The organism is Chitinophaga sp. 180180018-3 (assembly GCF_037893185.1).
Lineage (GTDB): Bacteria > Bacteroidota > Bacteroidia > Chitinophagales > Chitinophagaceae > Chitinophaga.
The window spans coordinates 3,538,980-3,565,896 of record NZ_CP140772.1; the positions used below are offsets into that span (position 1 = coordinate 3,538,980).

A 26,917-nucleotide genomic window follows, 5' to 3' on the forward strand; every position below is an offset into this window, starting at 1 on the left:
TAGTTAATAAGCATAAAATTGATATAAGCCTGATTATTGATATAAGGTACATTTGTAAATCAGGGGGCACACCAGCCCTTTTTGTTAACTAAAAAATAACCGGACATGGAATTAAAAGATCAGTTTGAACAGGCGGTAGCAGCCAGTAAGACATTAGCCGAAAAGCCATCCAATGAGGTACTGTTGCAGTTGTATTCTTTGTACAAACAAGGTACTACGGGAGATGTTGACAGTGATCCTCCTGCCAATCCATTCGATTTTGTGGCAAAGGCGAAGCATGAAGCCTGGGCGGGTTTGAAAGGAAAAACGAAAGAAGCTGCGATGCAGGAGTACATTGCATTGGTGGAAAGATTGAAGAATTGAGCATTAAGAATGAAAGCAAAAATGTTATCGATTGAATACTTAAAGATGTAATAACCGCTAAGATCTTCGCTTTCATTCTTAATTCTTCATTCCTTATTCTTAACTTTGATTCATGGTACCTTCATATACAATTAGCGAAAAGACACAACATTACCTGGCACTGGAAGAGCAGTTTGGAGCCCACAACTATCACCCGTTACCAGTGGTGCTGGATCGCGGAGAGGGTGTTTATTTATGGGATGTAGACGGTAAGCGTTATTATGATTTTTTATCAGGATATTCTGCTGTTAATCAGGGGCATTGCCATCCGAGGATCATTGAAACGCTGATAGCACAGGCGCAGCGGCTGACACTTACTTCCAGGGCTTTTTATAATGATATCCTGGGAGAATATGCACAATATATTACTTCCTATTTCGGATACGATAAAGTATTACCGATGAACACCGGTGTGGAAGCGGTGGAAACAGCGTTGAAACTATGCCGGCACTGGGCTTATATTGTCAAGGGTATTCCGGAAAACAAAGCAAAGATTATTGTTTGCGCCAATAACTTCCACGGACGTACGCTGAATGTTATTTCCTTCAGTAACGATCCGCAGGCCCGTAATAATTTCGGTCCTTATATGCCGGGGTATGAAATCATCCCTTATAACAGTTTGACTGCGCTGGAACAGGCGTTGCAGGACAAGAATGTGGCGGGTTTCCTGGTAGAACCTATTCAGGGGGAAGCGGGTGTGATGGTACCGGACGAAGGTTACCTGTCGAAAGCCCGTCAGTATTGCCTCGACGCTAACGTGTTGTTCATCGCCGACGAGATACAGACTGGCCTGGCGCGTACGGGAAAAATGCTGGCATGTGATCATGAACAGGTGCGCCCTGATATCCTGATCCTTGGAAAAGCCTTATCCGGCGGTACATTGCCGGTAAGTGCCGTGCTGGCCGATGATGAAATTATGCTGACCATTAAACCAGGTGAGCATGGTTCTACTTACGGGGGTAATCCACTTGCATGTAAGGTAGCTATTACTTCCCTGCAGATATTGAAAGATGAAAAGATGGCAGAAAATGCCGCTGCTATGGGCCAGCTACTGCGCAGAGGACTGGAGGAACTTCATTCTCCTTATATCACCACAGTTCGGGGCAAAGGCTTGCTGAATGCCATTGTTATCAAACATAAAGATCCTGAAGCAGCATGGGATCTTTGCCTCACGCTGAAAGAAAACGGTTTGCTTGCCAAGCCAACTCACGGAGATAAGATCAGGTTTGCGCCTCCCTTATCTATCAATGAGGTGCAGATCAACGAATGTGTGCAGATCATTAAAAAAAGCCTGGAACAGGCATTCAGTTACTGAATCAGTGTATGATCACCTCCCATAAAGCCATTCGCAGTTCCGGCTGGAAAACCGACTTTATCATCGGCTTCCCCGATGGATTATTCCTTGTGTTTTTTACGACACAGGTATTACAGACATTTCCCATGGAAGTGCAAACCTTCTATAATATACACCTTGCGTTGCTCGGCCTGGGCTCTCTGTTGGTTATGTACAGCGCCTTCCAGGCTAATAAGGGAGATATGCAACACGACAGTCCCCTCTTATCTGATAAGGAAAGAGGGAAGCTGCAGCAGTTGGATATTAATGCTCCTACCATTGCACATATTGAAGAAGAGATGAAAAAAGATGCTGCCACCTGGGAGCAAACGCTGGAGACAGAACAGGTAAGGGAAACAAATTTCAGCTTAGTGAAGGCGATACGAAGCGGATTGTTTACCGGTATTTTCTTTCTCGTTGGCGGCGCCATATCACTCGGTCCCTACCTGGCCAATGAAAATTTCGGCGCTGCTTCGCAAACCAGTATACTATTGGTATTCCTTAGTTTAACGGCATTCAGCTTTATTAAATCCCGGATCACGGCGCAACGCCCGCTGCCTGTCGTACTCCGGTATTGGGCCATGGGAGCAGCTATACTGGTTGTTGCATGGATACTTCACCGTACCATACATCCTGCATAGATTTTCCAACAGCAACAAGGGCACCCTACTAACGTCGACGGGCACACGCTACCCGGTAAAATTCATATCCTTTTTCAGAACGTTCCGGCAGATACCTGTTGCGGTATTCATCTGCCCCCAGATCTTCTGTTAACATAAACTCATATTGCTGCAGATAAGCCGGCAGTTCGGCCGGGTCAAAACCAAAGGTCCATTTTTCTTCCAGGCCGGCTACATCCTGCAATAATTTTTCTCCACCGAAAAATACGCCCGGATTATCCAGCACCTGTTGGTGTACATACGTAAAGATCACCGTGGATCCGGCGGCAAAGCGCTGCAGAAATGCAAAGGTGTTATCTATGGCGGCGGCATCAAGATAATTTGTTACACCTTCCCAGATAATAGCTGCCGGTAAGGAGAAATCGAAATGATGGAGTGTACTGAGCTGATCCAGGCTTTGTTTATTGAAATCGATCTGATAATACAGTAAGCGTGGTGGAATTTTCAGGTCGCTTAACTTTTCAAGTTTATAGGCAGCTGTATTCGGATGGTCTATTTCTATCACCCTGATATTTTCCAGAAATGGCAGTCGCAGGCCACGCGTATCAAAGCCTGCCCCCAGGATAAATACCTGCCTGGCGCCGTTCTTAACAGCCTTTTCCAGGAGTTCGTCGATGTAACGGGTGCGGGCAATACCGGATGATAAAGCACCTGGGATTTTTTTCCGGATAATATTCTCTGCAATACCTTTCCAACCGGGCACCCTGCACAACCATACTCCCAGTTTCAGACCGGTGTCGAGAAAGCGGGCTGCAAAGGGATCAGTGAAAAGGCGGCTGTTGGCGGAACGGGTTGTTTCCAATGCTCTGAAAAGGGCCATATATTGAGCAGTTCTGCTGGTGGTGTTAGCCTTCATAGAGATATATTGATCACTAAATTTAACCAAAAAAAGTCTACTATTGGTACGGGATTACGTATGTACATCACCGTAGTCGCAACTGCGATGTTTTTTCCGCGTGACAACTCCGGATTTCTGGAAAGTACATTTTTTGCGATTATTTCAAAAAAATACCTAATTTTAGAAAATATTCTAAATCAACCAAGAAAAATGAGTCACTCATTAAATATTGACAAATTAGACTTACAGATTATATCAGAGATGTCCAATGATGCGAGTATCTCTTATGCAGAACTAGGTAAGAAGCTGTTTGTATCAGGCGGAACTATTCATGTACGTATCAAGAAATTACATGAAATGGGAGTAATCAAGGGAACCCGGTTGCAGGTTAATCTCCGGGCCATTGGCTATGATGTGCTGGCATTCATCGGCATATACCTGGAAAAAAGCTCCCTGTATGAAAACGTGGCGAAGCAGCTGCTAAAGATCCCGCAGATTGTGCGATTGAATTATACCACTGGTTCGTACAGTATGTTCGCGGAAATCATTTGCCGCGACAGTAGTGAGTTACGTAAGATATTGCAGGATGATCTGCAGCATATTAAAGGGATAGAAAGAACTGAAACTATTATATCGCTGGAAGAATCTTTTTCAAGACCGATAAATGTGAGTGAAGCTATTAGCCTTTAGTCTTTAGCAAAATGCAGCGAAGATTAGCAGGTATGTATTTGCTAATCTTCGCTGCATTTTATTATTAAAGATTATTCTTCGCCCTCGATCCAGCATAGAGTTCATATTCGAGGAGTCGGCAGTCGATGGTACTATTGTAAAATTCAATTCTTCGTTTGGCTTTGAGGCCTATCTTTTTAGCCAGTTCCAGATTACCGGTAAATATATAGCCGAAATATCCTTTGCATTGCTGTTTCATGAAATCACCAATACGGCCATAAGTTTCTTCCAGCTCCTGTATTTCCCCGAGGCGTAGTCCGTATTCGGGGTTCATATATACAACGCCATCTCCATTTTCGGGTACTTCGGTACGTGCAAAGTCGCATACACGAAACTCTATGATATCTGCTACACCGGCAGCTCTTGCATTCTTTTTCGCATTGTTTACAGCAGCGTCGCTGAGGTCGGTGGCAATGATCCGGAGCCCGGGTACTTCTTTGATTTGCTTCTCCAGCAGCCCTCTTTCTGTGAGGTATACCTCTTCGTTATAGCCCTGCAAATGCATAAAGGCGTAGTTATCCCGGAAAAGGCCTGGCCGGCTGTTAGTGGCGATGAGAGCTGCTTCAATGGCTACGGTTCCTGAACCGCACATCGGGTTGATGAAAGGCGCTTTCCGGTCCCAACGCGTGGCGAGGATGGTAGCCGCAGCGAGTGCTTCCAGCATAGGTGCGCGGCCTGGTATTTTCCTGTAGCCGTGGCGCGCCAGTGAATCGCCACTGGTATCTACGAAAACCTCGGCCTGTTCATTTTTCCAGAAGAGATGGATTACTGCGCCGGTCAGCTCAGCGCCCGTAGATGGCCGTTTGCCGGTTTTATCGCGGAGCCGGTCTACAATCGCATCTTTCACGCGCAGGTTGGCGAACATGCTGTTGTTAATCGTTTCGTTCTGCACGTTGCTCGTAATAGAGAAATAACCATTCTCTTCAAGAATGGTTTCCCAGGGATAATTCCGTAGATGCTGGTAAACGGCATCGCCATCGGCAGCTTCAAACTGTTTCAGGCTGTATAGTACCTGGCTGGCGCAGCGCAGGTTCAGATTAAGGCGGATACATTCGTTGATGGAAGCGTTCAGGCGCACCCCTGTTATAAACGTTTCTTCTATTACAAATCCAAGCTCTTTCACCTCCTCTTCCAAAAAAGGTGTGAGGCGTTTATTGCAGGTGATGGTTACGTTTCCTTTTGTTGTATATAGCGACATAAGGCCGCAAAGTTACCAATCATTTATGAGAATCGCTGGCGATTCCTTATTTTAACGGCTCACTTACCCTTGTATTTATGAAAGCATATACGATCCTGTTAGTACTGGCCAGTTTGGGAGTGCAGGCACAGCACAGTGCAAAACTGATACACAGCGAACTGGTGATGCCCGTAGCCGTCACCCGCTCCAGTCATGCTTCCACCATTGTTGCCTTACCCGGTGGACGGATGATGAGTGCCTGGTTTGGCGGCGACGAAGAAGGCGCCAGTAATGTGGAGATATGGGCCTCCCTGTACAGCGGTAAATGGCAGCAGCCGGTAAAGCTGGCGGATGGCGTGGTGAGCGACACAAAGCGCTATCCCTGCTGGAACCCGGTACTGTTCCGTACGCGGGCCGGATTGCTATGCCTGTTTTATAAAGTAGGCCCTAATCCACGGGAGTGGTGGGGCATGGCCCGCTATTCCAAGGATGACGGTCTGACCTGGTCATCTCCCGAAAAATTACCTGATGGCTTTTTAGGCCCCATTAAAAACAAATGTATTCAACTACCCGATGGGCGGTTGTTACATCCTTCCAGCACAGAAAGTGTGAAAGGCAATGAATGGGTATCCCATATAGAGATCAGCGACAGTACTGGTCATCAGTGGCAGCGTGTTGCTATCAACTCCGACAGCTTCAGCGTTATACAGCCTACTATACTCACACATAAAAACGGAAAGTTGCAGCTGTTGTTCCGCAGCAAACAACATGTGATTGCACAAAGCTGGTCGGACGATAACGGCGCCAGCTGGACGAAAGTAAGCCCTACTTCCCTGCCTAATCCTAACTCCGGCATTGATGCGGTGACCACTCCTCAGGGCAGGATGGTGCTGGTATATAATCCTACTAAGGGAGGTAACCAATGGTGGGATGGAAGAAATGAATTAAGGGTAGCAGTGTCCGACGACGGAGAGCATTGGAAGGATGTTTATCAGCTGGAAAAAAGAAAAGGTGGCGAATTCAGCTATCCTGCTATTATCGCCACCGAAAATGGGTTAGTGCATATTACGTATACCCATGACCGTAAGAACATCCGGGCAGTCACTTTACAACTGCCCTAAGGTTCAGTTCCATATTTCATTTGCAGCCGTTAGTATCACAGGCGCTCCGTCGGTTACAACGATGGTATGCTCGTGTTGTGCTACAAAGCCGCCGCTGTTGCCTATGAGCGTCCATCCATCCTTGCTTTCGGAAGCAAAGGAAGAGCTGGTGGAGATAAAAGTTTCCACTGCCACCACCGCATTTTTTTTGAAACGGTTACGGTTGTAGCGTACATAGCAGTTCAGGATATCATCGGGGGCTTCATGTAAGCTGCGGCCCACGCCATGTCCTGCGAGGTTACGGATCACAGTGAATCCGGATTTGTTTGCCTCTGCTTCAATCAGGCGGCCGATATCTGCGATGCGAGTACCGGTTTGGATGTTGTGAATAGCTTTGTGCAGGATTGCTTTTGAGGCATTCACGAGCTTTTGGTGGCCGTGAATATCTTCTCCTAATACGAAGGAACCTCCGTTATCGGCCCAGAAGCCATCGAGTTCTGCAGAAACATCTACATTCACCAGATCACCTTCCTGTAATATTTTTCCGGCAGATGGGATACCATGAGCTATCTCACTGTTCACACTGATACAGGTCCATCCGGGGAAGCCATAGGTAAGCCGCGGCGCTGATTTTGCACCCAGTTTGTTCAATATCTTCCCACCAAATTCATCCAGTTCTTTAGCTGTCATACCAGGACGGGCATGGTTCCTCATCTCTTTCAGTGTAAGCGCAACAGCTTCGCTGACCTTCTTCATGCCTGTCATTTCGGATTCTGTAGTAATAGACATGTTTATAATTTTCTATAAAAGTAGTGTAAAATCAGCTAGAAAGTGCAGGATGGATTATTGGATGTAAACCGAAGGCACATGATCAGTTAACCACACGCCGTTTTCAGACAAGAAGAAATGCATTCCGTTGCGGTGCATCTCTCCACTGCGTACGGTGAGTATCACCGGCACTCCCCTCCTGCTTCCTACTTTCTCTGCCGTTTTCCGGTTATCTGTCAGATGTACATGCTGACGGCTCATTTTGAGCAATCCGTTTTCCCTGATCAGGGATACGAACTTTCCGACGGTGCCATGATAGAGGAATTCCGGCGGAGCAACGGGCAGCAGATCCAGTTCTACCGTAATAGAATGTCCCTGGTTGGCCCTGATCCGGGTTTTGTCGTCACTGAAAGCGAAACGCTGTTTATCGCTTTCTGCCACCACTGTTTCCAGCTGCTCCAGCGTAAAACGTTTCCCATGTTGCTGTGCCTGTTTCAGCAACTCATTTACATTAGCCCAGCCATGGGCATCCAGCTGTAATTGTATAGATGCCGGATCATGCCGGAGAACATAACTTAAAAATTTACTGATCGATTTATTCTTATCCATTTTGATTCAATTGATCCCGTGCCTCCATCAGGGCATAACCTAAGAGGTTTTGTCCCCGCCAGAGCAAAGGGTTTTCGGCGTGCTCGTTCTTCTCGCCCAGTCCGATTCCCCAGATACGATCGAGCGGACTGGCTTCTACCAAAACGCGGTCGCCGGTGTTTAATAAAAAAGTTTTCAATTCGGGGTGCTGGCCAAATTTGTGAATGTTTCCATCTCTTACGAGGCTGAATTTATTAGCATCCCATACCGCAGCATCGAATCCTTTCACCTGGCGGCCGAGTTTCTTTACTTCCGCAGGCGTAGCTGCTCCCAGTATTTTAGCGAGTACGGCATTGTCGTTAAACATACTGGCTTTCCCAGCCATCATCCAGTGTTCGGCCGTTTTGTAGCTAACCCCGTTGACCGTAAAATTGGTGTAAGCCCATTGACTGAAACAACTTTTAGTGACACTGCCATCAGTGGATGGCTGGTGCCCCCAGAAGAAGACAAATTTTATTTTCTCGCCGGCTCTGTACTTTGCCATGAGCCATTCGTTATTATACTTCATGATATTCAAATTTATGCTGAAATGCTTTTTTGTTCACCTGTTTTTCTGAGCTGTCGTGTACTGCGAACACCACCTGGCGGAAGGCTTGTTTGAAAAGCGGATGTTCCAGCAGATAGCTGGCAAACCAGGCGGCGATAAGCTATCACGGTTCTCTTACTCTTGTTCATAATTTTAGTTTTTGACCTGTCCGTGAAATGCAGCTGGGATTAACAAATTCATGAAACAGGTAAAGGGTTATTAATTTGATTACGTCATTATGACGCAAAGTAAAGACATATTTATTGATCTACCAAGTTTTTCAGAAAAGGATGATGAGGGAGACAGGAAAGGCGGCCATTTGACAGAGTCTGCAAATGAATGGCAGTGCCTTTCCTGCTGATTGGTATAACCATACCCTTCATCTTCCTAAAAAAATTTGGTTTTAAATTGTACACAATTTAATTTTACACTATTAAAATAAATAACATGGAGCAATTAACAGTTTTATACACCGCCCATGCAACGGCCACAGGCGGTAGAAATGGCCACATCACTTCATCCGACAACGTATTAGACCTCGATGTACGCATGCCCCGGGAACTGGGCGGCAGCGGCGGCGCCTACACCAATCCTGAACAATTGTTTGCAGCAGGTTACGCTGCTTGTTTCGACAGCGCACTTAATCATATCATCAGATTAGAACGAGCTCAGACGGGCAATACCAGTGTTACAGCCAGCGTCAGCATTAACAAAAACGATGAAGGCGGGTTTGCGCTGGCAGTTAAACTGCAGGTAGCTATTCCGGACACGGACCTGTCGCTGGCGCAATCGCTGATGGAGAAAGCACATCAGGTTTGCCCTTATTCCAACGCCACTCGTGGAAATATTGATGTGATACTCGAATTGCTGTAGGAATCAGTAATGTGGGTATTCATTGAAACATAGCGTAATTTTATGCGGCTAAATCAATTACCTTGAAACCACTGAAATTATCTGATCAGCTCTGCTTTTCTGTTTATGCGGTGTCGCGGCTCATCACGTCGCAATACCAGCCTATACTGGCTGCGCTGGACCTTACCTATCCGCAGTACCTGGTGATGTTGCTATTGTGGGAACATCAGAAGCAATCGGTAAAAGAGCTGGGCCAACAGTTACTGCTTGATTCCGGTACCCTCACTCCCCTGCTGAAAAGACTGGAAGCCAAGCATCTCATCAGGCGGCAGAGGAGTAAGGAAGATGAACGTATTGTCAATATCGTTCTGACAACAGCCGGGCAGCAGCTGCAGCAACAGGCCGCAGATGTTCCCGAGCAAATAGCCTGCAGCATGGGCTTTTCGGAGAAAGAATACAAGACGTTGAAACCGATGATGGATCGGATTATAGAGAGAGTTACGAAAGAAGAATAGGAAATCAGCATTATATGCGAATAATCATATAGTGCTGATTTCTTCATTCATAATTCGTAACTTGTATCTACTCATTATTCCACGTATGGACAACTTTTCCATCAACCGCCGCCGGTTCCTGAAGGGAGCTACGACTACATTGGCACTTTCTGCGCTGGGCGCAAGTGCGCTCGACTTCATCAATCCTCCTAAACCCTTTCGGGTGGGGCTTATCGGTACCGGCTGGTATGGTAAGAGCGATCTATTCCGGCTCATGCAGGTGGCACCAATTACAGTGGTGTCTCTTTGTGATGTAGATAAACATCAGCTGGAAGAGGCTGCGGAAATGGTCAGGAAACGGCAATCGACCGGTGCTAAGCCCAGGTTGTACACCGACTACCGTAAAATGCTACACGAAAATGAGCTGGATATTGTACTGGTAGGTACACCTGATCACTGGCATGCGTTAACAGCCATAGAAGCCCTTAAAACCGGTGCTAATGTATATGTACAGAAACCTATCAGCGTGGATGTACTGGAAGGAGAAGCCATGGTGGCCGCTGCCCGGAAGTATAACCGGGTGGTGCAAGTGGGCACACAAAGAAAAAGCACGCCTCATTTGATAGATGCCAGGAAGAATATTGTGGATGCCGGATTACTCGGTAAGATTTCACATGTTGAAATGTGTTGCTACTATCATATGCGTAACAACGGTAACCCACCAGTGCAGGCTGTGCCTGACTATTTCGATTACGAAATGTGGACTGGCCCCGCACCGATGCGGCCCTACGATGGTATTCCGCATATACGCTGGTGGCGTACTTTCATGGAATATGGCAACGGGATCATGGGCGATATGTGTATCCACATGTTCGACACGGTGCGCTGGATGCTTCAGCTGGGCTGGCCTAAACGTATCAGCTCTACCGGCGGTATTTATGTACAGAAAGAAGGAAAGTCGAATATCGCCGATACACAAACAGCAGTTTTTGAGTATGATGAGCTCAATTGCGTGTGGCAGCACCGGACCTGGGGCGCACCGGCTGATCCGAAATATCCGTGGGCATTTAAATTATACGGGGAAAAAGGTACGCTGGTCGCAAGTACGATGTCGTACGACTTCATCCCCGAAGGCAACGGCACGCCGATTCATAAAGATGTAGTGTATGAAAGGGAAAAGTACCCCGAGGATCTGACGGAACCAGCCATAGAGCTCAATGCAGCTCCCGCTACCCGCCTGCATATGATCAATTTCCTGGGCGCCATTAAAAATGGCGGCAAACCGGTAGCGGATATTGAAGAGGGGCATATCTCTACTGCCAGCTGTATACTGGCAAATATTTCCATGCAACTTGGCCGGCCACTGATTTATGATCCTGTAAAGAAAATTATTCCGGGTGACCCCGCAGCCACAGCGCTTTTGAAACGTCCGTACCGGGGGCCATGGGAACATCCCTGGATGTAATTAAGAATATAGAATGAAGAATGAAGAAAATGCAGCGGAGATAGTAGCGAATTCGCGTTTACTATCTCCGCTGCATTTTCTTCATTCTTCATTCTTCATTCTTCATTCTATATTCTTAATTATCTTCACTTCCTTCGGCGCCTTTATCTCCGATTGTATTTTTCCGTTAGGAAGACGGGTATGCTTAATTTTCACCACTCCATAAGGCGTAGGGAAAGTACCTTCTGCAAATTTCAAATCGCCCAGGTGGGGTGTTACCCTGATCACTTTACAACCGGGTGCTACTACCGACACTCCCAGTACATGCTCAGTAAGCCAGGGCGTGGGGCCTGAAGCCCAGCCATGGCAGAGGCTATGACGATATCCTTTGTAGCAGTATGCACCATAATCGGCATGAATATCTTTCTGGCCGGGCTGAACCAGCGCATCTATCCTGGAAGCACCTGAGAGCCAGTCCATATTGAAGTCTTCCCAGAATGTAGTGGCTCCCAAGCCAAGCATCGCTCCCCAATAAGTGCGAATATCGTTTAGCCCTCCCTGATAGTCGCCCGCTTTGGCTTTAGCCTGCAACATATAATAACCATAGAAGGTAGAATAGTCTTTTACGCCTCCTACTGAAATCACTTCCTCATTGATCTTCTTTGCCGGCACCAGTTCCGACAATGCCAGCAATGCTGCCGCTTGTTTAGAGCCTCCCGCATCGGGTACATTTTTCTTCAACCGCGCAATGGCTTCTTCACATTTCTTCGCGGTATTTTCATCTTTTAATATCCTGCACAATTCTGCGCCGGCATTCAGTGTCATCACCATCATTGCCTGCAACCCTGCGTGGATAGCGGGCTTATTTTCGCTGGATGGCCAATCCAGGAAACGGGTGCCATCATTCAGTGCTTCGCTGTTATCAGCATCTATTTTTTCCACGAAATGCTCCAGCAGACCACGAAGATAGGTTCCCTGCTGCTGCAGATATCCGAGGTTACCGGTATGCATGTACCAGTCGCGCTGTATCAACACCCACCACATAGAATACGATACCATGCCATTCATATATTGCGGCAATGGCGTGATATCCTTCGACAAATCCAGGCTTTTGGGCACTACTTCATTATAGCCGAAAACAGCGCTGATAGTAGACGTTTCCGGATGCATGTCGCCAATCCATACGAGACGATCGCGCTTGATTCCATCCCAGAGATAATCCTGCATGTTGAGCTGTACGGTATAAGCGCCGGTCAGCCAGATTTTATTCAGGAGCTCATCGCTGCAATGAAAAGAGCCGAGGTATGGCATATCTCTGTAAACGAAGATGGCGCGCACTTCTTTAAGTTGCAGTTCTTTATCGTCGTCTAACAGATCTACCCTTACAAAGCGAAAACCGGTATTTCCTACCTCGAGCTTTCCCAGCCAGGGCACCTCTACGATCATATCTCTGATGGCATGGTCGTTGGTGGCGTTTTTTGAAGGCTCTATGTCACTCATTGCTTCACTTACGGATTCACCGAAGCGAATCCTTAGTTTCACCGGTTTGCCGCTTTTATACATGCCGGTTACAAGTTGCAGTCCACCGTGCAGCTCTTTACCGAAGTCGAACAGGATGGCGGGATGTTCTGATGCCGTACTTTTCAATACACACATATTCTGATTAGCCAGATCGGCCTGTCCGTTTCCTGGTAACAGGAAACGAACTGCGTTATTGATATTGCCTGTTTGCCATATTATTTTTTCGGGAGACAGGTAACGCCGCACTGTTGGCGTTGACTGGACCGAAGCCATGCGACTGCTGTCGAACACAGGTGGCAGCTGCGCAAAAGCGGATGTACCTGCGAGTAATAATGCACCTAAACAGAATAGCTTCATATGAATCATTTAATACTTAATGCTAATAATTTGTACAGGGCCCAGTAATCCGGCGGGCTGATATTCACTTTTCGGCGTATATGGGTTCACGTTACTCCACACCTTACGCTCACCGGCAGGTAGTTTGCTGTCGCCGATCATGCGGTTTACCCAGGTGTTCACCACCTCTACTTTTAGTATGTTCTTTCCTTTCTTCAACGCGTCTTTTACATTCACTCTCCAGGGAGCAGTCCACACAGTGCCCAGGTCTTTACCATTCAGATTTACGCTGGCAATGGCACTTACGTTGCCCAGATCCAGGTATGATGTTTCGTCGCCGCCCGGCAGTGCTGTCATTTCAAAGGATGTGGTATATACGGCGGTGCCTGAATAATCGCGGATCTGTTCGTTGCTATGGTGGCTCCAGTCGGTGAGCTGTTCAAACACTACCGGTTGTGCGGGGCCACGCTGGGCTGCGTCGAACTGAACGTTCCAGGGAGCGCTGAGCTGTTGTTTGATAGCTGGTTGCGGGAAATTTTTCTTTGTTCCTGCTACACCGGTGATTGTTTTTCCGAATACCACAAAGCCACTCTGATAAGGAGCTAACGTTAACGGCACTACGGTTTTATTGTCCTGCATATTGAATTCTGGTAATTCGCGCGTATCCCCGGTTACCGCATCCCACCATTCAGGCTGCCGTCCGGCTACCCGGAAGGCCGGTGAAAGGGAAACAGTTTCAGCGGATTGATTAGTGATGAAGTACAATTCACCGGTTGGGGTGCTGCGATGCGTATACAGTATATGCTCCGGCAGCTGCGCTACATCAGGCTGCAGTTCAATCTGATCGAGGGCCTGTTGCATGGCCATACCACTAAGCACCATACCTGCGCCGTATTTATGCGTTTGTTCGTTTCCGTTACCCCAGAGCTGGGCGGCCAGCTGCTGCACTTTTGTATCTGCCTGCGGATAATGCTGTAAGCTGGGAGAGCGTTTGGGCGCGGGTCCGAGTATGATAGCGCCCTGGTGTACCAGCGATGAAATTTTTTCCAGCAGCTCCGGACGTATGGTTTGCAGCTGCGGCAGCACCATCATACGATAGCTCATACCATCCGGCAGTACGAGGCGGCCGTTTGCCACCTGTAACCTTTCCAGGATCACTTCTGCATTGATATAATCGTAAGAATAACCTTTCGGTAACTCCGGATCTCTTACACCCGTCATTTTCGGCGCATCCTCACCTATAAAGTAAGCAACGTCATTCACCGGTTTCCCTTGCTGCAGCAGGAAGTTACAGCGTCTGATATAGTCTACAAATGATTTGCCTTTATAAAACCAGGTATTCTTCCGGTTGAACTCTGTTCCAAATCCGGCATTCACACCAGGGTTCCTGTCGTCGTAGGGCTGCTCTATGAATACATGTAACAAGGTATGATTGATCCCTTCTGTGAACGACCAGTCGCCCCTACGCTTGAGCAGCGCCGGATATCTCACATAAGCCAGGCCCCCGGCGGTAAATGATTCTGCCGCCACGCGGGTTTTGCCATAAATATGTGCGGCAGAAGAAGCCGCTCTGCATTCGATATTTCCCAGTGTTCCCTCATTCCAGAACTCGCCGGCTATTTCATCTGACTGACCGCCATACTTCAGGAACTCAGACGGGAAGCCCCAGTGGCCATAGTTTTCCAGCCATAGCCGGAGGCCGTCTTTATGACTGGCTTTGCGCAGACCGGCTACATACTTATATGCCACGCGATCTGCAATGAGGCGGCGGAGATCCCATAGGAAGCGGTCCGACTGATCAGGTGAACCTACTACCCTGCCGGTAAGTACCGGCAGCCAGGGCAAAGGGTCGTAACCATACTGACGCTGGAAATCGGTGGCCATATCGTCGGTCCAGTTTTGCGATCCTGTTTCGTAGCTATCAGCCACCACCCATTTAAGCGCAGTACGTTCTGCTTCGGGAATGCTTTTCCGGATGCGGCCTACAAAGGAATCGTAGTGGTATTGCGACCAGGCATCATTCAGTTTATCTATTTCCAGCCCCATACCTTCCGGAGAAGCCGGGGCATTGGTTACGCCGGTAGGCAGCATGCCGAAACATACCACTATCCATTTACCGGAGGGTACGTTCCAGGTTAGTTTGCCGTCGGCGGAAACATTTTTTGTGAGGTTGACAGCTTTGGCAGGATCTATTATCATCCCGGAGCCCTTTACCTCCACCTGTTGCGGCCATTGATACTCATTCCACAAAGGTAGTGGTGTCTGGAACATCTTGGCCAGCTGTTTTTCTTCAAATCGCTCCATGCGCGGAGCTGTCAGCAACCGGATCTCTGCCAGTGCAGGCTGCCCTTCGCTGATCAGTATGCGGAAAGCTTTTCCGGTTGCGGCGTTAAAGGAAACCGCTACCGGCGCAAAAGGTTTGAAACCCACATTGGGCTGAGGATTACTGCGATCCACTTCAAAGGTTTTCACCGGTTGCCAGTTATCGCCCTGCTTTACCTGTAGTTCGAACCGGGCTTTGAAAGGCCTGGCAGCCGGGTAAATGATCAGGCTTCTGGCGGTGAAGTTTTCTTTTACGGTGAAGTTGATATCGACGGCTGCCTGTTTATCGGCTGGTGCAGACAGGGTTGCTTCCTTCTCCGTATTTCCGTCCACCAGTGCGTGGATATCGGTAAATGCTGCGCCGGAAGTTATCTCCGGTTGATGTTTACCTATATCATCTCCATCAGCAACAGGCTCCGGGAAGGCAATTACCGCCACACGCTGGAAATCCGCTGGTGGCGCAGGTAACGCCTGATTATATTTTACGGGGCCTTTCACCACAAATTCCTGCCCGGCGAGATAGCGCATAGATTGTGACGGTTTAATCCATGGGCCGCCACTCTGGCTCCAGCCGGGGCTGTTGAATAAACCTATGTCAACTCCCTTTTCCGAGGCCTTGCTGATGGCTGCACGGGTAACGCGCCACCATTCGTCGGAAAATAGTTTCACGTTTCCATAAGGCACTTCTTCTTTCGGGTACCCGATATTCCCTATGAAAGCGCGGCCAATGCCAATTTCAGCCATCGCTTCAATATCTTTCTTCACTCCTTCCTGCGATATATTATCGCTCATCCAATACCAGTAAACACTTGGCTTTACGCTATCGGGCGGTATAACGAAACCGTTTCTGAATGGCTGTTCCTGGGCGCGGGCTATCATAGCCGCTGCCAGCAGGCATGTTACGCCAACGACTTTCTTTGTGATCAGATAACTCATGTGGAATGTATTGTATATTCAGCGGCAAGGGCGCGTGAAAAATTCGTTGGTACGTATCAGTTATACAGGTTGCCGCTTACAGCGTAGCGCTGTGAGTGGCAGCATAATATTTCAGTGCTATAAGATCATTGGGCATGGGCTTGCTGTTCCATACGTGATGTACTGCCAGCGCCGCTCCCATGGCGGTTGCCTGCGCCATGGAGGCAGCAAATATTTCTATATCCGGGAACATAGCGGCCAGCAGATTCATATAGATGGCATTTTTGCTGAATCCACCGTCAACGAATATACGTTTAACCGCAGCTCCTTTCAATACCCGGCTGGTAGCAATATATTGCTGCGTGGCAATATCCAGCATCAGCTGGTGATAGGCTTCGGTATCGTTGGCGAAAGAGGCCAGATCCCGCTGTCCGAACGGCGAGCTTTGCAGCTGCTTCTCCTGCTGTTGCCATGCAACCTCCTTTTTATTCCGCTCCTGGAGCTGTCTGATCAGCGCTTCATCATATTCAATGTTACGGTATTTACCGGTGTGCTGATGAAAATGATCGGCTATTCTTTTTACCTGCTGTTCATGTTCGTAGCCGGCAAATAAGCGGGAAGCTTTTACCGGTTTACCATGAAACGACAAATAGCAAAGGCAGTCGGCTTCCAGCTCTTCATTCGACAGCGGCGTGTCATTGAATGGATTCAGGCTGATGCACCAGGTACCGGTGGAGATCAATACAAATGGTTCGTGGAAATTAACCAGGTATGGAATCAGCGCGGCGGAGCTGTCGTGCAGCCCGGTGCCAACAGAGTAGTTATTCCCGGGGAATGCCGCTGGTACTACTTCCGCTGCAGAAGAAAGAGGCGCCAGCTTTTCCAGCACCCCTTCCCTTATTACCCACGTATGATAACTGTTTTTTTGAAAGTCCCATAAATTAGTATGACAGCCAATGCTCGTGATGTCCGAGCATGCCACGCCCGACAGCAGGTAGCTCATATACTGCGGCAGATGTAGTGAATACCTGATCTGTTCAAATATATCCGGGCGTTCATACTTCAGCCGATAGAGCTGCATACCGGAGTTAAGGCTACCCAGTACAGGTGATGCTGTTTGTACGGAGAAAGCTGTTTTCCCTCCGTAGGTATTATAGAATTGCTCGCTGAGCGTTTCCGGATATTCCTTGAGATAATTGTAAAGCGGTGTCAGTGGCCGTCCATCTTCATCAATATGTACCAGGCTGGCGCCATAGGCGGAGAAGTTGATTGCTTTTACAGCAACATCTTTCCGTCTGAATACTTCTCTTAATGAGTCGAACACCGATAGCCGGAGGCTTTCCAGGTTCTCACAGGTATCTCCATCTTCATCTATTGTTTCTGTGAAGCGGGCAGTTCGTTCAAAAATAATCCGGTACTGTTCATCAAACAGGAACAGTTTCTTGTTGGTTTTACCAACATCAAAAACAGCTATAACGGGAATTTCACTCATGATGTTCTTTTAATTACAAACCGGTAGCGAAGGTTTTCATACCTCGTTCCCGGATAAGGTGCTCCCGTACTTTTTCGGAGCGGTAAACAGCCAGTGGGTTCAATGCACCACCTGCCTGTATTCTTGCAGCGGCTACAAGTGGCCGTACATCGGTGCGGAATGCCTGTTGCAGCACTTCCTGTGCAGTCACAACATCGTTCTGCTGCTGTGCGGCGTATAGTTTTTTACGATCTACCAGCAGGGCCTGCGCATATGCGATCATGATAGCTTCAACAGATTGTAGCAGGTCTTCCAGCGGATCTTTCACATTATGCGACGCATCGATCATCCAGCCGAGGCCGGTAGCGTGGTTTAAGCCCCGTGCATCCATGCCATCTATCAGTTCGTTGAAGATGAGGAACAATTGATAGGGCTTGACGCTGCCTACCGTCAGATCGTCGTCACCGTACTTGGAATCATTGAAATGGAAACCTCCCAGCTTACCTTCCATCAGCAGCAATGCAACGATCTGTTCGATGTTGGCATTGGGCAGGTGATGTCCCAGATCTACCAGGGTATAGGCTTTGGGCCCAAGTTTGGAGGTAAAGAGGAGTGATTGTCCCCAATCGCCTACGGTAGTAGAATAAAAGTTAGGTTCTGCTGCTTTGTATTCCACGAACATTTTCCAGTGTTCGGGTAAGGCCGCATATATTTCTTCCAGGCTTTCCAGCGTATGCTGGAAGGCCTGGCGGAAATTGAGCTGGCCCGGGAAACAGGAGCCATCTGCCAGCCATACGGTCAGGGCATCAGAGCCGAGTGCAATACCATGACGGATGACTTCTATATTATGTTCGATCGCCTGCTGCCGTATCTCTTTTTTCACATGCTGCAGCGAGCCGAACTTATAGCTGAGTGGTTGTCCGGGTTGATCCTGGAATGTATTGGAGTTCATCGCATCGAAGCGGAGTCCGTGTTGGGCGGCTACTGCTTTGATATGAGCGGGGCTCGACGGAATATCCCAGGGGATATGCAGTGAGATGGCGCCGCTCGACTGGTTCAGTTGATGCAGCAGGCCTATGTCCTCGATTTTTTCTTCGAGGCTGCGGGGCTCACCACCGCCGGGAAAACGGCCGAAGCGGGTACCGCCGGTTCCCAGTGCCCAGCTGGGAATGCCCACCTGGAATGCGATCAGCTTTTCCAGTATTTCGGGTACATGCTTTATTTCTCCGGAAAGGAATTCAAAAGCATGTTGGTGTGCGGCCAGCCCGGCGTTATTATGTTCATCTATTTTATACTTCTCTATACGCATAGTGGTTGTTTTAGCAAGACATAAAATACGGTATTTATCTCACAAAAGCCATTGCCACACCTCCATCTACATTCAGCACATTTCCGGTAGCCTTGTTCAGGAGCCCGCCTACAAAGGCGTAACAGGCATTGGCGATATCTTCCGGAACAATCACCTCATTCAGCAAGGTGCGTTTGGCGTAGAAGGCAGGCAGTTCTTCCACGGTTACGCCATATGCTTTGGCGCGGCCTTCAGCCCAGGCTCCGGCCCAGATCTTACTGTCGGAGATCACTGCATCCGGGTTTACAACGTTAACGCGTATACGATCTTTTCCCAGCTCGGCGGCATTGAGTCTGCTCAGATGCAACTGAGCTGCTTTAGCTGAGCCATAGGCGGCGTTATTAGGCCCGGATACCAATGCGTTCTTGCTGACGATATTCAGTATATCACCGCCTGAATCCTGTTTGCGCATGATATCCACACCAATCTGCGTTACCAGGAACTGTCCTTTCACGAGTACATCGTATAACAGGTCCCAGTCTTTTTCCGTATGATCTTCCAGGGGTTTGGAGATAGAAAGGCCGGCGCAGTTTACTACAATATCTACTCCTCCGAAGGCCAGTATGGCGGCCTCGTAGGTTTTGCGGATAGAAGCGGCGTCTGTTACATCCAGCACCTCAGCAGCGAATCCGTCTTTGCCGAATGATTTACCGAATTCTTCCTTCGCAGATGCCAGTCGTTGTGCATCGTTATCATTAATCATTACCACAGCGCCTTCTTCTGCAAATTTCCTGGCGATAGCTTTGCCAATACCGCCGGCACTACCGGTTACCAGCGCCACACGACCGGTGAGGGCCTTAGGCTTAGGCATACGCTGGAGTTTTGCTTCTTCCAGTAACCAGTATTCAATATTGAACGCCTCCTGCCGGGGCAGTGCAGTGTATTCCGACACAGCTTCCGCACCGCGCATTACGTTGATCGCGTTGATATAAAATTCAGCGGCCACACGTGCAGTTTGTTTATCTTTTGCAAAGGTGAACATACCTACTCCCGGGTAAAGGATCACCACAGGGTTAGGATCACGCATAGCCGGACTATTCGGATGTTTGCAGCTGTTGTAGTATTCTTCATACATCGCACGGTAGCTGGTAAACAGTGGCGCCAGGGATGCTTTAACAGCGGCGGTATCTTTCAGGTCCGCATCCGGTGCCAGGTTCAGCACCAGCGGACTGATCTTGGTACGCAGGAAGTGATCAGGACAGCTGGTACCCAATGGCGCCAGGCGATCGAGGTCATTGGAGTTGATGAAATCTAATACACGCTGATCATCGGTGAAATGTCCTATCATTCTCTGGCGGGAGGAGCAGCAACCACGTAAAACAGGCGCCAGTGCAGCAGCCTGTTTAAGGCGTTGATCAGCGGGCAGTGCATTGAGTTTAACGCCGCCAAAAACCGGTTTACTTTTACCTGTATGCTCTTCAAGGTAAGCAGCACAACGTTCAATCACTTCCAGGGTATTGATATAGCTTTCATATGCAGTATCGCCCCAGGTGAAAAGGCCGTGCGAACCCAGCATAATACCGCGGATACCGGGGTTCTCGTCCAGGCATTGTTTCAATTGTAATCCCAGATCAAAACCGGGCTTTTGCCAGGGTACCCATCCTATTGTGCCGTTGAACAGTTCCTGTGTGATCTTCTTCCCATCTTTCGCAGCAGCGATGGCAATGGCTGCATCCGGATGCAGGTGATCGATATGTTTAAAAGGCAGAAAACCATGCAGGGGCGTATCAATGGACGGCGCTTTGGAACTGAGGTCATAAATACAGTGATTAAACAGCTCCACCATCTCATCTTCATGCTCAATTCCTCTGTATATATTCTTCAGGCTACGCAGCCGGTCCACATAAAGAGCGGCCAGTCCGCTTTTTTTGAGTGTGCCCAGATCGCCACCTGATCCTTTTACCCACATCACTTCCACCGGTTCGCCTGTCAACGGATCTTTTGCCATGGCCTTGCAGGATGTATTACCTCCACCGTAGTTAGTAAGACGGAGATCAGCGCCCAACAAATTGGAACGATATATGAGCAGGGCTACTTCATCACCAGCCATACCGGCTGCCGTTGCTTCATCCCATAAATAACTGACATGCCTGAATTGTGCAGTAGTTCCATCTAAAGACATACTCTATAATTTTAACGTTTTAAATTGCGATAATGCAGTGGGTTAATTTTCTAATGAATTGCCATAGCCCACCAGGATAACAGACAGAATAATTGTAAATATACCCAGGGAGATAGTGGCGAATGTTTTCTTACTGGCATTTTTCCATTCCTTCAACACAAAACCCCACATACCCGAAATCAGAATGATGAAAGCCATATGAAGGATCCAGGAACTGGCATCATTGCCGAGTTTACTTTCTCCCATACCATAGAAAAAGAATTGAAGGAACCAGGTAGTTCCTGCGATAGCAGCGAACAGGTAATTCTTCACCAGTGGGGTTTGCTTATTCGTATAATCGTTAAACGACCGGTTCCTGGTATTCAGGATCATGCACCAGATAAAATTGGTGGTTAAACCACCGAGCATGATCACTACAAAAATAACATTGTTTCTGAACAAAGGGTTCGCGTTATTGGCTTCAGCAGCCTTTCCCATACTGTTGCCAGCCGAGATGGCAAAGCTCATGCAGGCACTCAGTATGCCGGAAATAATGGCAACCACCAGGCCTTTACGCAGATTGAACTCCTGTATGCTTTCTGTTTTCTGTTCCTCACTCAGCTCCTTTTCCTTCATCATACCAGCTTTTCCGCAAATGGCGATCCCGGCAAGACAAACACCCACTCCCAACAGCACATATAAGCCTCTGGGACTGTGCAGCATAGCAGTAAAGTTATTGGGATCCGTACTGAAAAACTCCCGGTATATGGGTGGAATCAGCGCTCCGAAAGCAGAGCAGAATCCAAGCGCCACCGCCATTCCGAGCGACATGCCCAGGTAGCGCATCGATAATCCGAAAGTTAATCCGCCGATGCCCCACAGTACGCCGAGGAACCAGGTCCAGAAAAGCACCTGACCGTTGGTAGTGCTGATAATATCCATAAAGCCGGGCACTGTAAGCCAGGCTGCCACCAATGGAACCACCAGCCAGGAAAATATTCCTCCTACGATCCAGTAACTTTCCCAACTCCATCCTCTTACTTTCTTGTAGGGAATATAAAAACTACCGGAGGCAAAACCGCCTAAAAAATGAAACAAAACGCCTAGTAAAGCCTGCATAATGAATCTCTAGTTGTAACGTGGAAAATGAATGTTACATAAAAGTAAAACATGTATATTTTTCAACTGTCATGCACTGTCATGGTTAGTATTCATCTGGCTATATTGACTAAAAATTATTATCATTGCTGCTCCGATATATCTATTCCACGGGCGACCAAACAACCAGATCATGAAGCTACATCCGATATTTAAGTACCTTTTCATCGATGATTTCTCTGCCACGCCTAAGTATTACCAGCTGGCCAATTCCATTATCAAAGCCATTGTTGACAAGAAAGTACAGCAAGACGATATTCTGCCTTCTATCAACGAAGTAAGCTATGCGTTTGAAATATCGCGCGATACCGCAGAAAAAGCCTATAAATACCTGAAAAGCCTGGGCATACTGGGCTCTGTACCGGGTAAAGGTTATTATGTACAGCAAGTGAACCTCGACCGTCAGTTTAAGATCCTGCTACTGTTCAACAAATTGAGCGAGCATAAAAAGATCATCTATGATTCTTTTGCCGATACGCTGGGAGAACAGGCCAGCATCGATTTCTATATATACAACAGTGATTTCAGTTTGTTCAAAAAACTGTTGTCCCAGAATCTTAATGAATACACACATGTGGTGATCCTGCCGCATTTCAGGGAGCGCTGGGAACATGTGGATGAAGTCATTAATACCATTCCGAAAGAAAAACTGGTATTGCTGGATAAGAAGCTGAAAGGAGTTACGGGAGAATATGGCGCAGTGTATGAGAACTTCCAGGAGGATATTTACGGCGCACTCGAGCAGGCCAAAAACAAACTGCAGCAATATCACACTCTGAAAATCATCTATCCCGAAAATACCTACTATCCTGAAGAAATCTATGAAGGCTTTGCCCAGTTCTGCCAGAACTATGCCTTCAACAGTAAAAAAGTGAATGAGATTACGGAAGAAGACATACGCCCCGGAGATGTATACATCAATCTGCGCGAAAACGACCTCGTGTCGCTGATAGAAAGGATCATATCGCTGGATTTGAAGATAGGTAAAGATGTAGGGGTTATTTCGTACAATGAAACCCCGCTCAAGAAGTACATCCTGAACGGTATTACCACTATTTCTACCGACTTCCGGTCGATGGGAGAAATGGCGGCGCGCCTGATACTGGACCAGTCTACCGCACAGATCGAAGTCCCTTTTCATGTGACCATGCGGGCATCTTTGTAAAACTGTCCGCATGCGGACAATCATGCTATAAAAGCGGACAATTCCGTTGAATTATCAATTTATTATAAATTGATAATCATATATTTAGTTTATGGTCTCTCGTTAGTGGTAGCAGGCTGCACTTGTAATTGCTCATTCATGATCAGTAGCTATATCAAAACCGCCTCCAGAAACCTTTTACGGAACATTGGTTATTCTATCCTCAATATATCCGGCCTGACTATCAGCATTGCCGCCTGCCTGCTGATATTCCTCATTGTGAAAAATGAACTGAACTACGATAGCTGGCATAAAAAAGCCGACCGTATTTACCGGGTTACTATGAACGGGCTGGATTTTAATCCCAGTGTTTCGATGGCGGTAACGGAAGCGTTGAAGAATGATTTTCCTGAGCTGGAAAACGTATCACAGTACTGGTACCAGACCAACGGGCTGATAACTATCGGCGATACCAGGTACAATGAAGGGGGATATGCTTATGCAGATGAATACTTTCCCCGGGTCTTTGATCACCGGTGGCTGGCCGGGGATCCCCGTACGGCGCTGAGTGAGCCAGACGAAGTGGTACTCACGGAAAGTATTGCCAGAAAGTACTTCGGCTCTAAAGACCCACTCGGGGAAATGATCAACCTCAACAATCAGTTGAACCTGAAAGTAACCGGCGTGGTGGCCGATCCGCCACAGAACAGCAGCCAGCCTTTTATCTTCCTGGTTTCCTTTGCTACTGTAAAGAAAGATATACTGGCACATGTACAGTTCTTTAGCATCAATGGGGGTCATACCTATATTGTGCTTCCGGAACATTACAATCCGGCGCGACTGACAGCCCGCCTGCCTGATTTCATTTCCCGTAACTGGGGGGCCGATGTGGCCAAAGAAACCAAACTGCTGCTACAGCCTTTAAAAGAGATACACTTTGATCAGCGCTATCTCGGTAATCCTGTTCATACTACTACCAGTCGTGAAACATACTGGGGGCTTTCTGCGATTGCGCTCCTGATCATCATCACTGCCAGTATCAATTTCATCAATATGGCCACGGCGCAGGCTATACGCCGGGCCAAAGAAGTGGGCGTACGCAAGGTACTGGGTGCTTACAAAGGGCAGCTGATCGGGCAGTTTCTCATCGAAACCACGGTATTGGTAGTAATAGCAGTAATGCTGGGTACATTGCTGGCCGCCACTACCCTGCCGCTGATCAACACCTGGATGGGTATGAAGATCAGCGCTGCGCAATTCTGGCAACCGGCTATAATGGGCTTACTGGGAGGCATTACCGTTGTTGTTATATTGCTGGCGGGGTTGTATCCTGCTTTTGTTCAATCTGCTTTCCAGCCCGCCCTTTCTTTAAAAGCCAATACAGGAATAAAGATCAAAGGACTGGGTATCCGCAAGATACTGGTATCATCGCAGTTTGGTATTTCGCAGGTGCTGATCGCCTGTACCCTGATTGTTGGCTACCAGATGGATTTCCTGCAGAACAAAGACCTGGGCTTTGATAAAAATGCCGTGCTTTCCTTCAACATACCCAATGATAATAAAAGAGAGCTGCTGCGGGAGCAGTTATCGTTACTCCCGGGCGTACGCCAGGTGAGCATCGCTAATGGCGCTCCTGTAGGCCCAAGTGGCTTTGCAGCATTCAATTGCCCGGAGGCAGGTCTTGTAAAAAATGATGTAACAGAAATAAAAGCAGTAGATGAGCATTATATGGACATGTTCTCACTCAGGTTGCTGGCCGGAGAGCCTATCCGGAAACGTGGTGCCAACGACACATTACGGCGTGTAGTCGTGAACGAAATTATGCTGCACAAGCTGGGTATCCGGGATCCTGACCAGGCGCCGGGAAAGCGTTTCTACATCAACAATGCCCCGGTAACCATTATGGGCGTGGTAAAAGATTATCAGAGTGAATCCAGGCATAAGAAAAGAAGACCCTGTGTATTGGAATATGACCCGAATCACTTTGGCATGGCGGCGGTGAGGCTGGCTGCCACCGATATGCCTAACACCATTGCCCGTATAGATAAGCTGTGGTCTGGTATGTTCCCGGATTACCGGTTTGAGTATGAATTCCTGGACGATCGCATCGCCGGCATGTATAAGCAGGAGCAGAAAGTATATACGGCGTTTAAATTGTTTTCTTCGCTCGCCATCCTGATTGGTTGTCTGGGACTATATGGCCTTGTTGCATTTGCTGCTGCACAGCGAACCCGGGAAATTGGTATCCGCAAGATACTTGGTGCAGGACTTCCCCAGATTGTAAGTTTGTTCGCCCGGGAATTCATCCTGTTGATCTTTATTGCTTTTTGCATAGCGGGCCCGCTGGCCTGGTATACCATGCATCGATGGCTCGGTCATTTTGCTTATCAAACCAGCATTGGTGGTGGTACTTTCCTGATTGCCATCGGCATATCACTGCTGATAGCAGGGATTACTATCAGCTATCAGGCGGTTAAAGCTGGTCTTGCCGATCCGGTGAGGAGCTTGAGGAATTAGTTATCAGCTATAAAAAACATCCCGGAATACTCCGGGATGCTTTAACGCGCCTGCGTTAACGAACGTCTCATGGAGCCGACCGGGTTAAATCAGTGCTTAACCTCAGGTGTCCATGCATATGTCGTAGATAACATGAATACCTCCTTTTTTTTGGTGAACCATGAATTTACGGCAAAAAAAATATTCCCGCGTGAAAATTACATATTGCAGCAGCTGTACTATATAATTACCTGTTATTATTTTTGTTTTATATAGCAAGATGCCGTATCAGCAGTTGTTTCAGCAAAAAGATCAGGCCCCATTACTTCTTCTTCAAAGCAGCTGCAATGGCTTTCTCCGCCAATGGCCCCATTACCAGGTAACCTGCCTTGTTAGGATGTACGCCATCGTAAGTAAAATCAGCTTTAAGGCCTTTCCGTTCATCCACCATAGCGGTATAATAATCGAGATATACGCAACCGCTGGCAACAGCATATTTTTTGAGCCGCTGATTAAGGTCAGCTATTTTCTCTATCGGCTGCAGTCCTTTTCTCCAGGGGTAATCATATACCGGCAATACAGAGCTGATTACCACCCTGATACCGTTGGCTTTAGCCAGTTCCGCCATGGAAACCAGATTGCCGAAAATAGTTTCCACTGATGTATATCCGGTGTTACCGGCAATATCATTAGTACCTGCCAGCATCACTACTACCTTAGGTTTGAGATTGATTACATCCGGGCGGAAACGGATCAGCATCTGCGGTGTAGTTTGCCCGCTGATACCACGATTAATATAAGGCTTACCTTCAAAAAATTCCGGATTAAGATTCCCCCATCCTATCGTAATCGAATTACCCATGAACACAACGCGCTGTTCACCAGCCTTGGGAGGTGCCACCTGTGTATTTGCCTCCTGGAAACATTTCAAACAGGCCCAGTCCTGTTTCATCAGTTCTTCCTGTTGCTTCTTTTGCTTAGCTGCTTCATCGGTATCATTCGTTTGCGCGAAGGTTGTTGTTCCTGCGAGGGAAAGCATCACCAGTAATGTAAATCGGAGCATTGAGTAGTTCATTGGATTAATTATTAAAGATCAGAAAGTTAATATTTTTTT

Annotated in this window: 22 protein-coding genes; 10 read left to right on the plus strand and 12 right to left on the minus strand. The window is 47.7% G+C overall.

Annotated features, from left to right (window positions below; all coding sequences use genetic code 11):
• Positions 1 to 105: 105 nt before the first annotated feature.
• The 3 genes from UNH61_RS13985 to UNH61_RS13995 all read left to right on the plus strand — a co-directional run bounded on the left by UNH61_RS13985 (position 106) and on the right by UNH61_RS13995 (position 2,376).
• Entirely contained in the window at positions 106 to 363 is a 258-nt protein-coding gene (locus UNH61_RS13985) for an acyl-CoA-binding protein (RefSeq protein WP_326992566.1), read from the plus strand.
• Positions 364 to 475: 112 nt separating this feature from the next.
• On the plus strand, positions 476 to 1,717 hold the full coding sequence (rocD, locus tag UNH61_RS13990) for an ornithine--oxo-acid transaminase (RefSeq protein WP_326992567.1): 1,242 nt from the start codon (positions 476 to 478) through the stop codon (positions 1,715 to 1,717).
• Positions 1,718 to 1,725: 8 nt separating this feature from the next.
• Positions 1,726 to 2,376, plus strand: a complete 651-nt coding sequence (locus tag UNH61_RS13995) for a VIT1/CCC1 transporter family protein (RefSeq protein WP_326992568.1) — start codon at positions 1,726 to 1,728, stop codon at positions 2,374 to 2,376.
• Between the two features lie 28 nt (positions 2,377 to 2,404).
• Here UNH61_RS13995 and UNH61_RS14000 read toward each other — a convergent pair whose 3' ends face one another.
• Complete coding sequence (locus tag UNH61_RS14000) at positions 2,405 to 3,271, minus strand: SAM-dependent methyltransferase (protein WP_326992569.1); 867 nt, start codon at positions 3,269 to 3,271, stop codon at positions 2,405 to 2,407.
• Positions 3,272 to 3,463: 192 nt separating this feature from the next.
• On the opposite strand from UNH61_RS14000, the gene UNH61_RS14005 reads away from it, so the two are divergent.
• Positions 3,464 to 3,943 carry an Lrp/AsnC ligand binding domain-containing protein gene (locus tag UNH61_RS14005; RefSeq protein ID WP_326992570.1) on the plus strand — a complete coding sequence of 160 codons (480 nt, stop codon included), beginning with the start codon at positions 3,464 to 3,466 and terminating at the stop codon, positions 3,941 to 3,943.
• Between the two features lie 64 nt (positions 3,944 to 4,007).
• Here UNH61_RS14005 and UNH61_RS14010 read toward each other — a convergent pair whose 3' ends face one another.
• Entirely contained in the window at positions 4,008 to 5,180 is a 1,173-nt protein-coding gene (locus tag UNH61_RS14010) for a class I SAM-dependent RNA methyltransferase (RefSeq protein ID WP_326992571.1), read from the minus strand.
• Positions 5,181 to 5,257: 77 nt separating this feature from the next.
• Between UNH61_RS14010 and UNH61_RS14015 the strand changes: the two genes are divergently transcribed.
• Positions 5,258 to 6,280 carry a sialidase family protein gene (locus UNH61_RS14015; RefSeq protein WP_326992572.1) on the plus strand — a complete coding sequence of 341 codons (1,023 nt, stop codon included), beginning with the start codon at positions 5,258 to 5,260 and terminating at the stop codon, positions 6,278 to 6,280.
• 3 nt (positions 6,281 to 6,283) lie between these two features.
• Here the strand turns inward: UNH61_RS14015 and map are convergent, their stop codons facing one another.
• Genes map through UNH61_RS14030 form a run of 3 tightly spaced genes read right to left on the minus strand, consistent with a single transcriptional unit; the run spans position 6,284 to position 8,183 of the window.
• Positions 6,284 to 7,048, minus strand: a complete 765-nt coding sequence (gene map, locus UNH61_RS14020) for a type I methionyl aminopeptidase (RefSeq protein WP_326992573.1) — start codon at positions 7,046 to 7,048, stop codon at positions 6,284 to 6,286.
• Between the two features lie 54 nt (positions 7,049 to 7,102).
• Positions 7,103 to 7,636: an RNA 2'-phosphotransferase gene (locus tag UNH61_RS14025; RefSeq protein ID WP_326992574.1), complete on the minus strand. Its 534-nt coding sequence runs from the start codon at positions 7,634 to 7,636 to the stop codon at positions 7,103 to 7,105.
• Entirely contained in the window at positions 7,629 to 8,183 is a 555-nt protein-coding gene (locus tag UNH61_RS14030) for an NADAR family protein (protein ID WP_326992575.1), read from the minus strand. The genes UNH61_RS14025 and UNH61_RS14030 overlap by 8 nt, the downstream gene beginning before the upstream one ends.
• A gap of 465 nt (positions 8,184 to 8,648) precedes the next feature.
• Here UNH61_RS14030 and UNH61_RS14035 point away from each other — a divergent pair, with 465 nt between their 5' ends.
• From UNH61_RS14035 to UNH61_RS14045, 3 genes are all read left to right on the plus strand, one after another.
• Positions 8,649 to 9,074, plus strand: coding sequence for an organic hydroperoxide resistance protein (locus UNH61_RS14035; RefSeq protein ID WP_326992576.1), 426 nt, complete (start codon positions 8,649 to 8,651; stop codon positions 9,072 to 9,074).
• A gap of 62 nt (positions 9,075 to 9,136) precedes the next feature.
• Entirely contained in the window at positions 9,137 to 9,568 is a 432-nt protein-coding gene (locus UNH61_RS14040; protein WP_326992577.1) for a MarR family transcriptional regulator, read from the plus strand.
• Between the two features lie 85 nt (positions 9,569 to 9,653).
• Positions 9,654 to 11,012, plus strand: a complete 1,359-nt coding sequence (locus UNH61_RS14045) for a Gfo/Idh/MocA family oxidoreductase (protein ID WP_326992578.1) — start codon at positions 9,654 to 9,656, stop codon at positions 11,010 to 11,012.
• 102 nt (positions 11,013 to 11,114) lie between these two features.
• On the opposite strand, the gene UNH61_RS14050 is transcribed toward UNH61_RS14045, so the two are convergent.
• The 6 genes from UNH61_RS14050 to rhaT form a co-directional block, all read right to left on the minus strand.
• Complete coding sequence (locus tag UNH61_RS14050; RefSeq protein ID WP_326992579.1) at positions 11,115 to 12,869, minus strand: alpha-L-rhamnosidase C-terminal domain-containing protein; 1,755 nt, start codon at positions 12,867 to 12,869, stop codon at positions 11,115 to 11,117.
• Positions 12,870 to 12,878: 9 nt separating this feature from the next.
• Positions 12,879 to 16,106, minus strand: a complete 3,228-nt coding sequence (locus UNH61_RS14055; RefSeq protein ID WP_326992580.1) for a glycosyl hydrolase — start codon at positions 16,104 to 16,106, stop codon at positions 12,879 to 12,881.
• Positions 16,107 to 16,182: 76 nt separating this feature from the next.
• A complete protein-coding gene (locus UNH61_RS14060) occupies positions 16,183 to 17,577 on the minus strand; it encodes an FGGY family carbohydrate kinase (protein ID WP_326992581.1) in 1,395 nt (464 codons plus the stop codon).
• Between the two features lie 13 nt (positions 17,578 to 17,590).
• Entirely contained in the window at positions 17,591 to 18,865 is a 1,275-nt protein-coding gene (locus tag UNH61_RS14065; protein WP_326992582.1) for a sugar isomerase, read from the minus strand.
• Positions 18,866 to 18,899: 34 nt separating this feature from the next.
• The gene (locus UNH61_RS14070; RefSeq protein ID WP_326992583.1) at positions 18,900 to 21,026 is read right to left on the minus strand and encodes a bifunctional aldolase/short-chain dehydrogenase; all 2,127 of its coding nucleotides are present in this window, start codon (positions 21,024 to 21,026) and stop codon (positions 18,900 to 18,902) included.
• A 42-nt stretch (positions 21,027 to 21,068) separates the two neighbouring features.
• Positions 21,069 to 22,124 carry an L-rhamnose/proton symporter RhaT gene (gene rhaT, locus UNH61_RS14075; protein ID WP_326992584.1) on the minus strand — a complete coding sequence of 352 codons (1,056 nt, stop codon included), beginning with the start codon at positions 22,122 to 22,124 and terminating at the stop codon, positions 21,069 to 21,071.
• Positions 22,125 to 22,296: 172 nt separating this feature from the next.
• On the opposite strand from rhaT, the gene UNH61_RS14080 reads away from it, so the two are divergent.
• Both UNH61_RS14080 and UNH61_RS14085 read left to right on the plus strand, forming a co-directional pair.
• Positions 22,297 to 23,328 (plus strand): substrate-binding domain-containing protein, encoded by a 1,032-nt coding sequence (locus UNH61_RS14080; protein WP_326992585.1) that lies wholly within the window; start codon positions 22,297 to 22,299, stop codon positions 23,326 to 23,328.
• Positions 23,329 to 23,466: 138 nt separating this feature from the next.
• Entirely contained in the window at positions 23,467 to 25,824 is a 2,358-nt protein-coding gene (locus UNH61_RS14085) for an ABC transporter permease (protein WP_326992586.1), read from the plus strand.
• Positions 25,825 to 26,125: 301 nt separating this feature from the next.
• On the opposite strand, the gene UNH61_RS14090 is transcribed toward UNH61_RS14085, so the two are convergent.
• On the minus strand, positions 26,126 to 26,878 hold the full coding sequence (locus UNH61_RS14090) for an SGNH/GDSL hydrolase family protein (protein WP_326992587.1): 753 nt from the start codon (positions 26,876 to 26,878) through the stop codon (positions 26,126 to 26,128).
• Positions 26,879 to 26,917 lie beyond the last annotated feature (39 nt).

Excerpts from the sequence above, each read along its gene's own strand:
- UNH61_RS14085 (WP_326992586.1), top strand. The coding sequence starts at position 23,467 with ATGATCAGTAGCTATATCAAAACCGCCTCCAGAAACCTTTTACGGAAC.
- UNH61_RS14010 (WP_326992571.1), bottom strand. The coding sequence starts at position 5,180 with ATGTCGCTATATACAACAAAAGGAAACGTAACCATCACCTGCAATAAA.
- UNH61_RS14025 (WP_326992574.1), bottom strand. The coding sequence starts at position 7,636 with ATGGATAAGAATAAATCGATCAGTAAATTTTTAAGTTATGTTCTCCGG.
- UNH61_RS14005 (WP_326992570.1), top strand. The coding sequence starts at position 3,464 with ATGAGTCACTCATTAAATATTGACAAATTAGACTTACAGATTATATCA.
- UNH61_RS14080 (WP_326992585.1), top strand. The coding sequence starts at position 22,297 with ATGAAGCTACATCCGATATTTAAGTACCTTTTCATCGATGATTTCTCT.
- UNH61_RS14060 (WP_326992581.1), bottom strand. The coding sequence starts at position 17,577 with ATGAGTGAAATTCCCGTTATAGCTGTTTTTGATGTTGGTAAAACCAAC.
- UNH61_RS14035 (WP_326992576.1), top strand. The coding sequence starts at position 8,649 with ATGGAGCAATTAACAGTTTTATACACCGCCCATGCAACGGCCACAGGC.
- UNH61_RS14015 (WP_326992572.1), top strand. The coding sequence starts at position 5,258 with ATGAAAGCATATACGATCCTGTTAGTACTGGCCAGTTTGGGAGTGCAG.
- UNH61_RS13995 (WP_326992568.1), top strand. The coding sequence starts at position 1,726 with ATGATCACCTCCCATAAAGCCATTCGCAGTTCCGGCTGGAAAACCGAC.
- UNH61_RS14045 (WP_326992578.1), top strand. The coding sequence starts at position 9,654 with ATGGACAACTTTTCCATCAACCGCCGCCGGTTCCTGAAGGGAGCTACG.
- rocD (WP_326992567.1), top strand. The coding sequence starts at position 476 with ATGGTACCTTCATATACAATTAGCGAAAAGACACAACATTACCTGGCA.
- UNH61_RS14055 (WP_326992580.1), bottom strand. The coding sequence starts at position 16,106 with ATGAGTTATCTGATCACAAAGAAAGTCGTTGGCGTAACATGCCTGCTG.
- map (WP_326992573.1), bottom strand. The coding sequence starts at position 7,048 with ATGTCTATTACTACAGAATCCGAAATGACAGGCATGAAGAAGGTCAGC.
- UNH61_RS14030 (WP_326992575.1), bottom strand. The coding sequence starts at position 8,183 with ATGAAGTATAATAACGAATGGCTCATGGCAAAGTACAGAGCCGGCGAG.
- UNH61_RS14070 (WP_326992583.1), bottom strand. The coding sequence starts at position 21,026 with ATGTCTTTAGATGGAACTACTGCACAATTCAGGCATGTCAGTTATTTA.
- UNH61_RS14090 (WP_326992587.1), bottom strand. The coding sequence starts at position 26,878 with ATGAACTACTCAATGCTCCGATTTACATTACTGGTGATGCTTTCCCTC.
- rhaT (WP_326992584.1), bottom strand. The coding sequence starts at position 22,124 with ATGCAGGCTTTACTAGGCGTTTTGTTTCATTTTTTAGGCGGTTTTGCC.
- UNH61_RS13985 (WP_326992566.1), top strand. The coding sequence starts at position 106 with ATGGAATTAAAAGATCAGTTTGAACAGGCGGTAGCAGCCAGTAAGACA.
- UNH61_RS14065 (WP_326992582.1), bottom strand. The coding sequence starts at position 18,865 with ATGCGTATAGAGAAGTATAAAATAGATGAACATAATAACGCCGGGCTG.
- UNH61_RS14000 (WP_326992569.1), bottom strand. The coding sequence starts at position 3,271 with ATGAAGGCTAACACCACCAGCAGAACTGCTCAATATATGGCCCTTTTC.
- UNH61_RS14050 (WP_326992579.1), bottom strand. The coding sequence starts at position 12,869 with ATGAAGCTATTCTGTTTAGGTGCATTATTACTCGCAGGTACATCCGCT.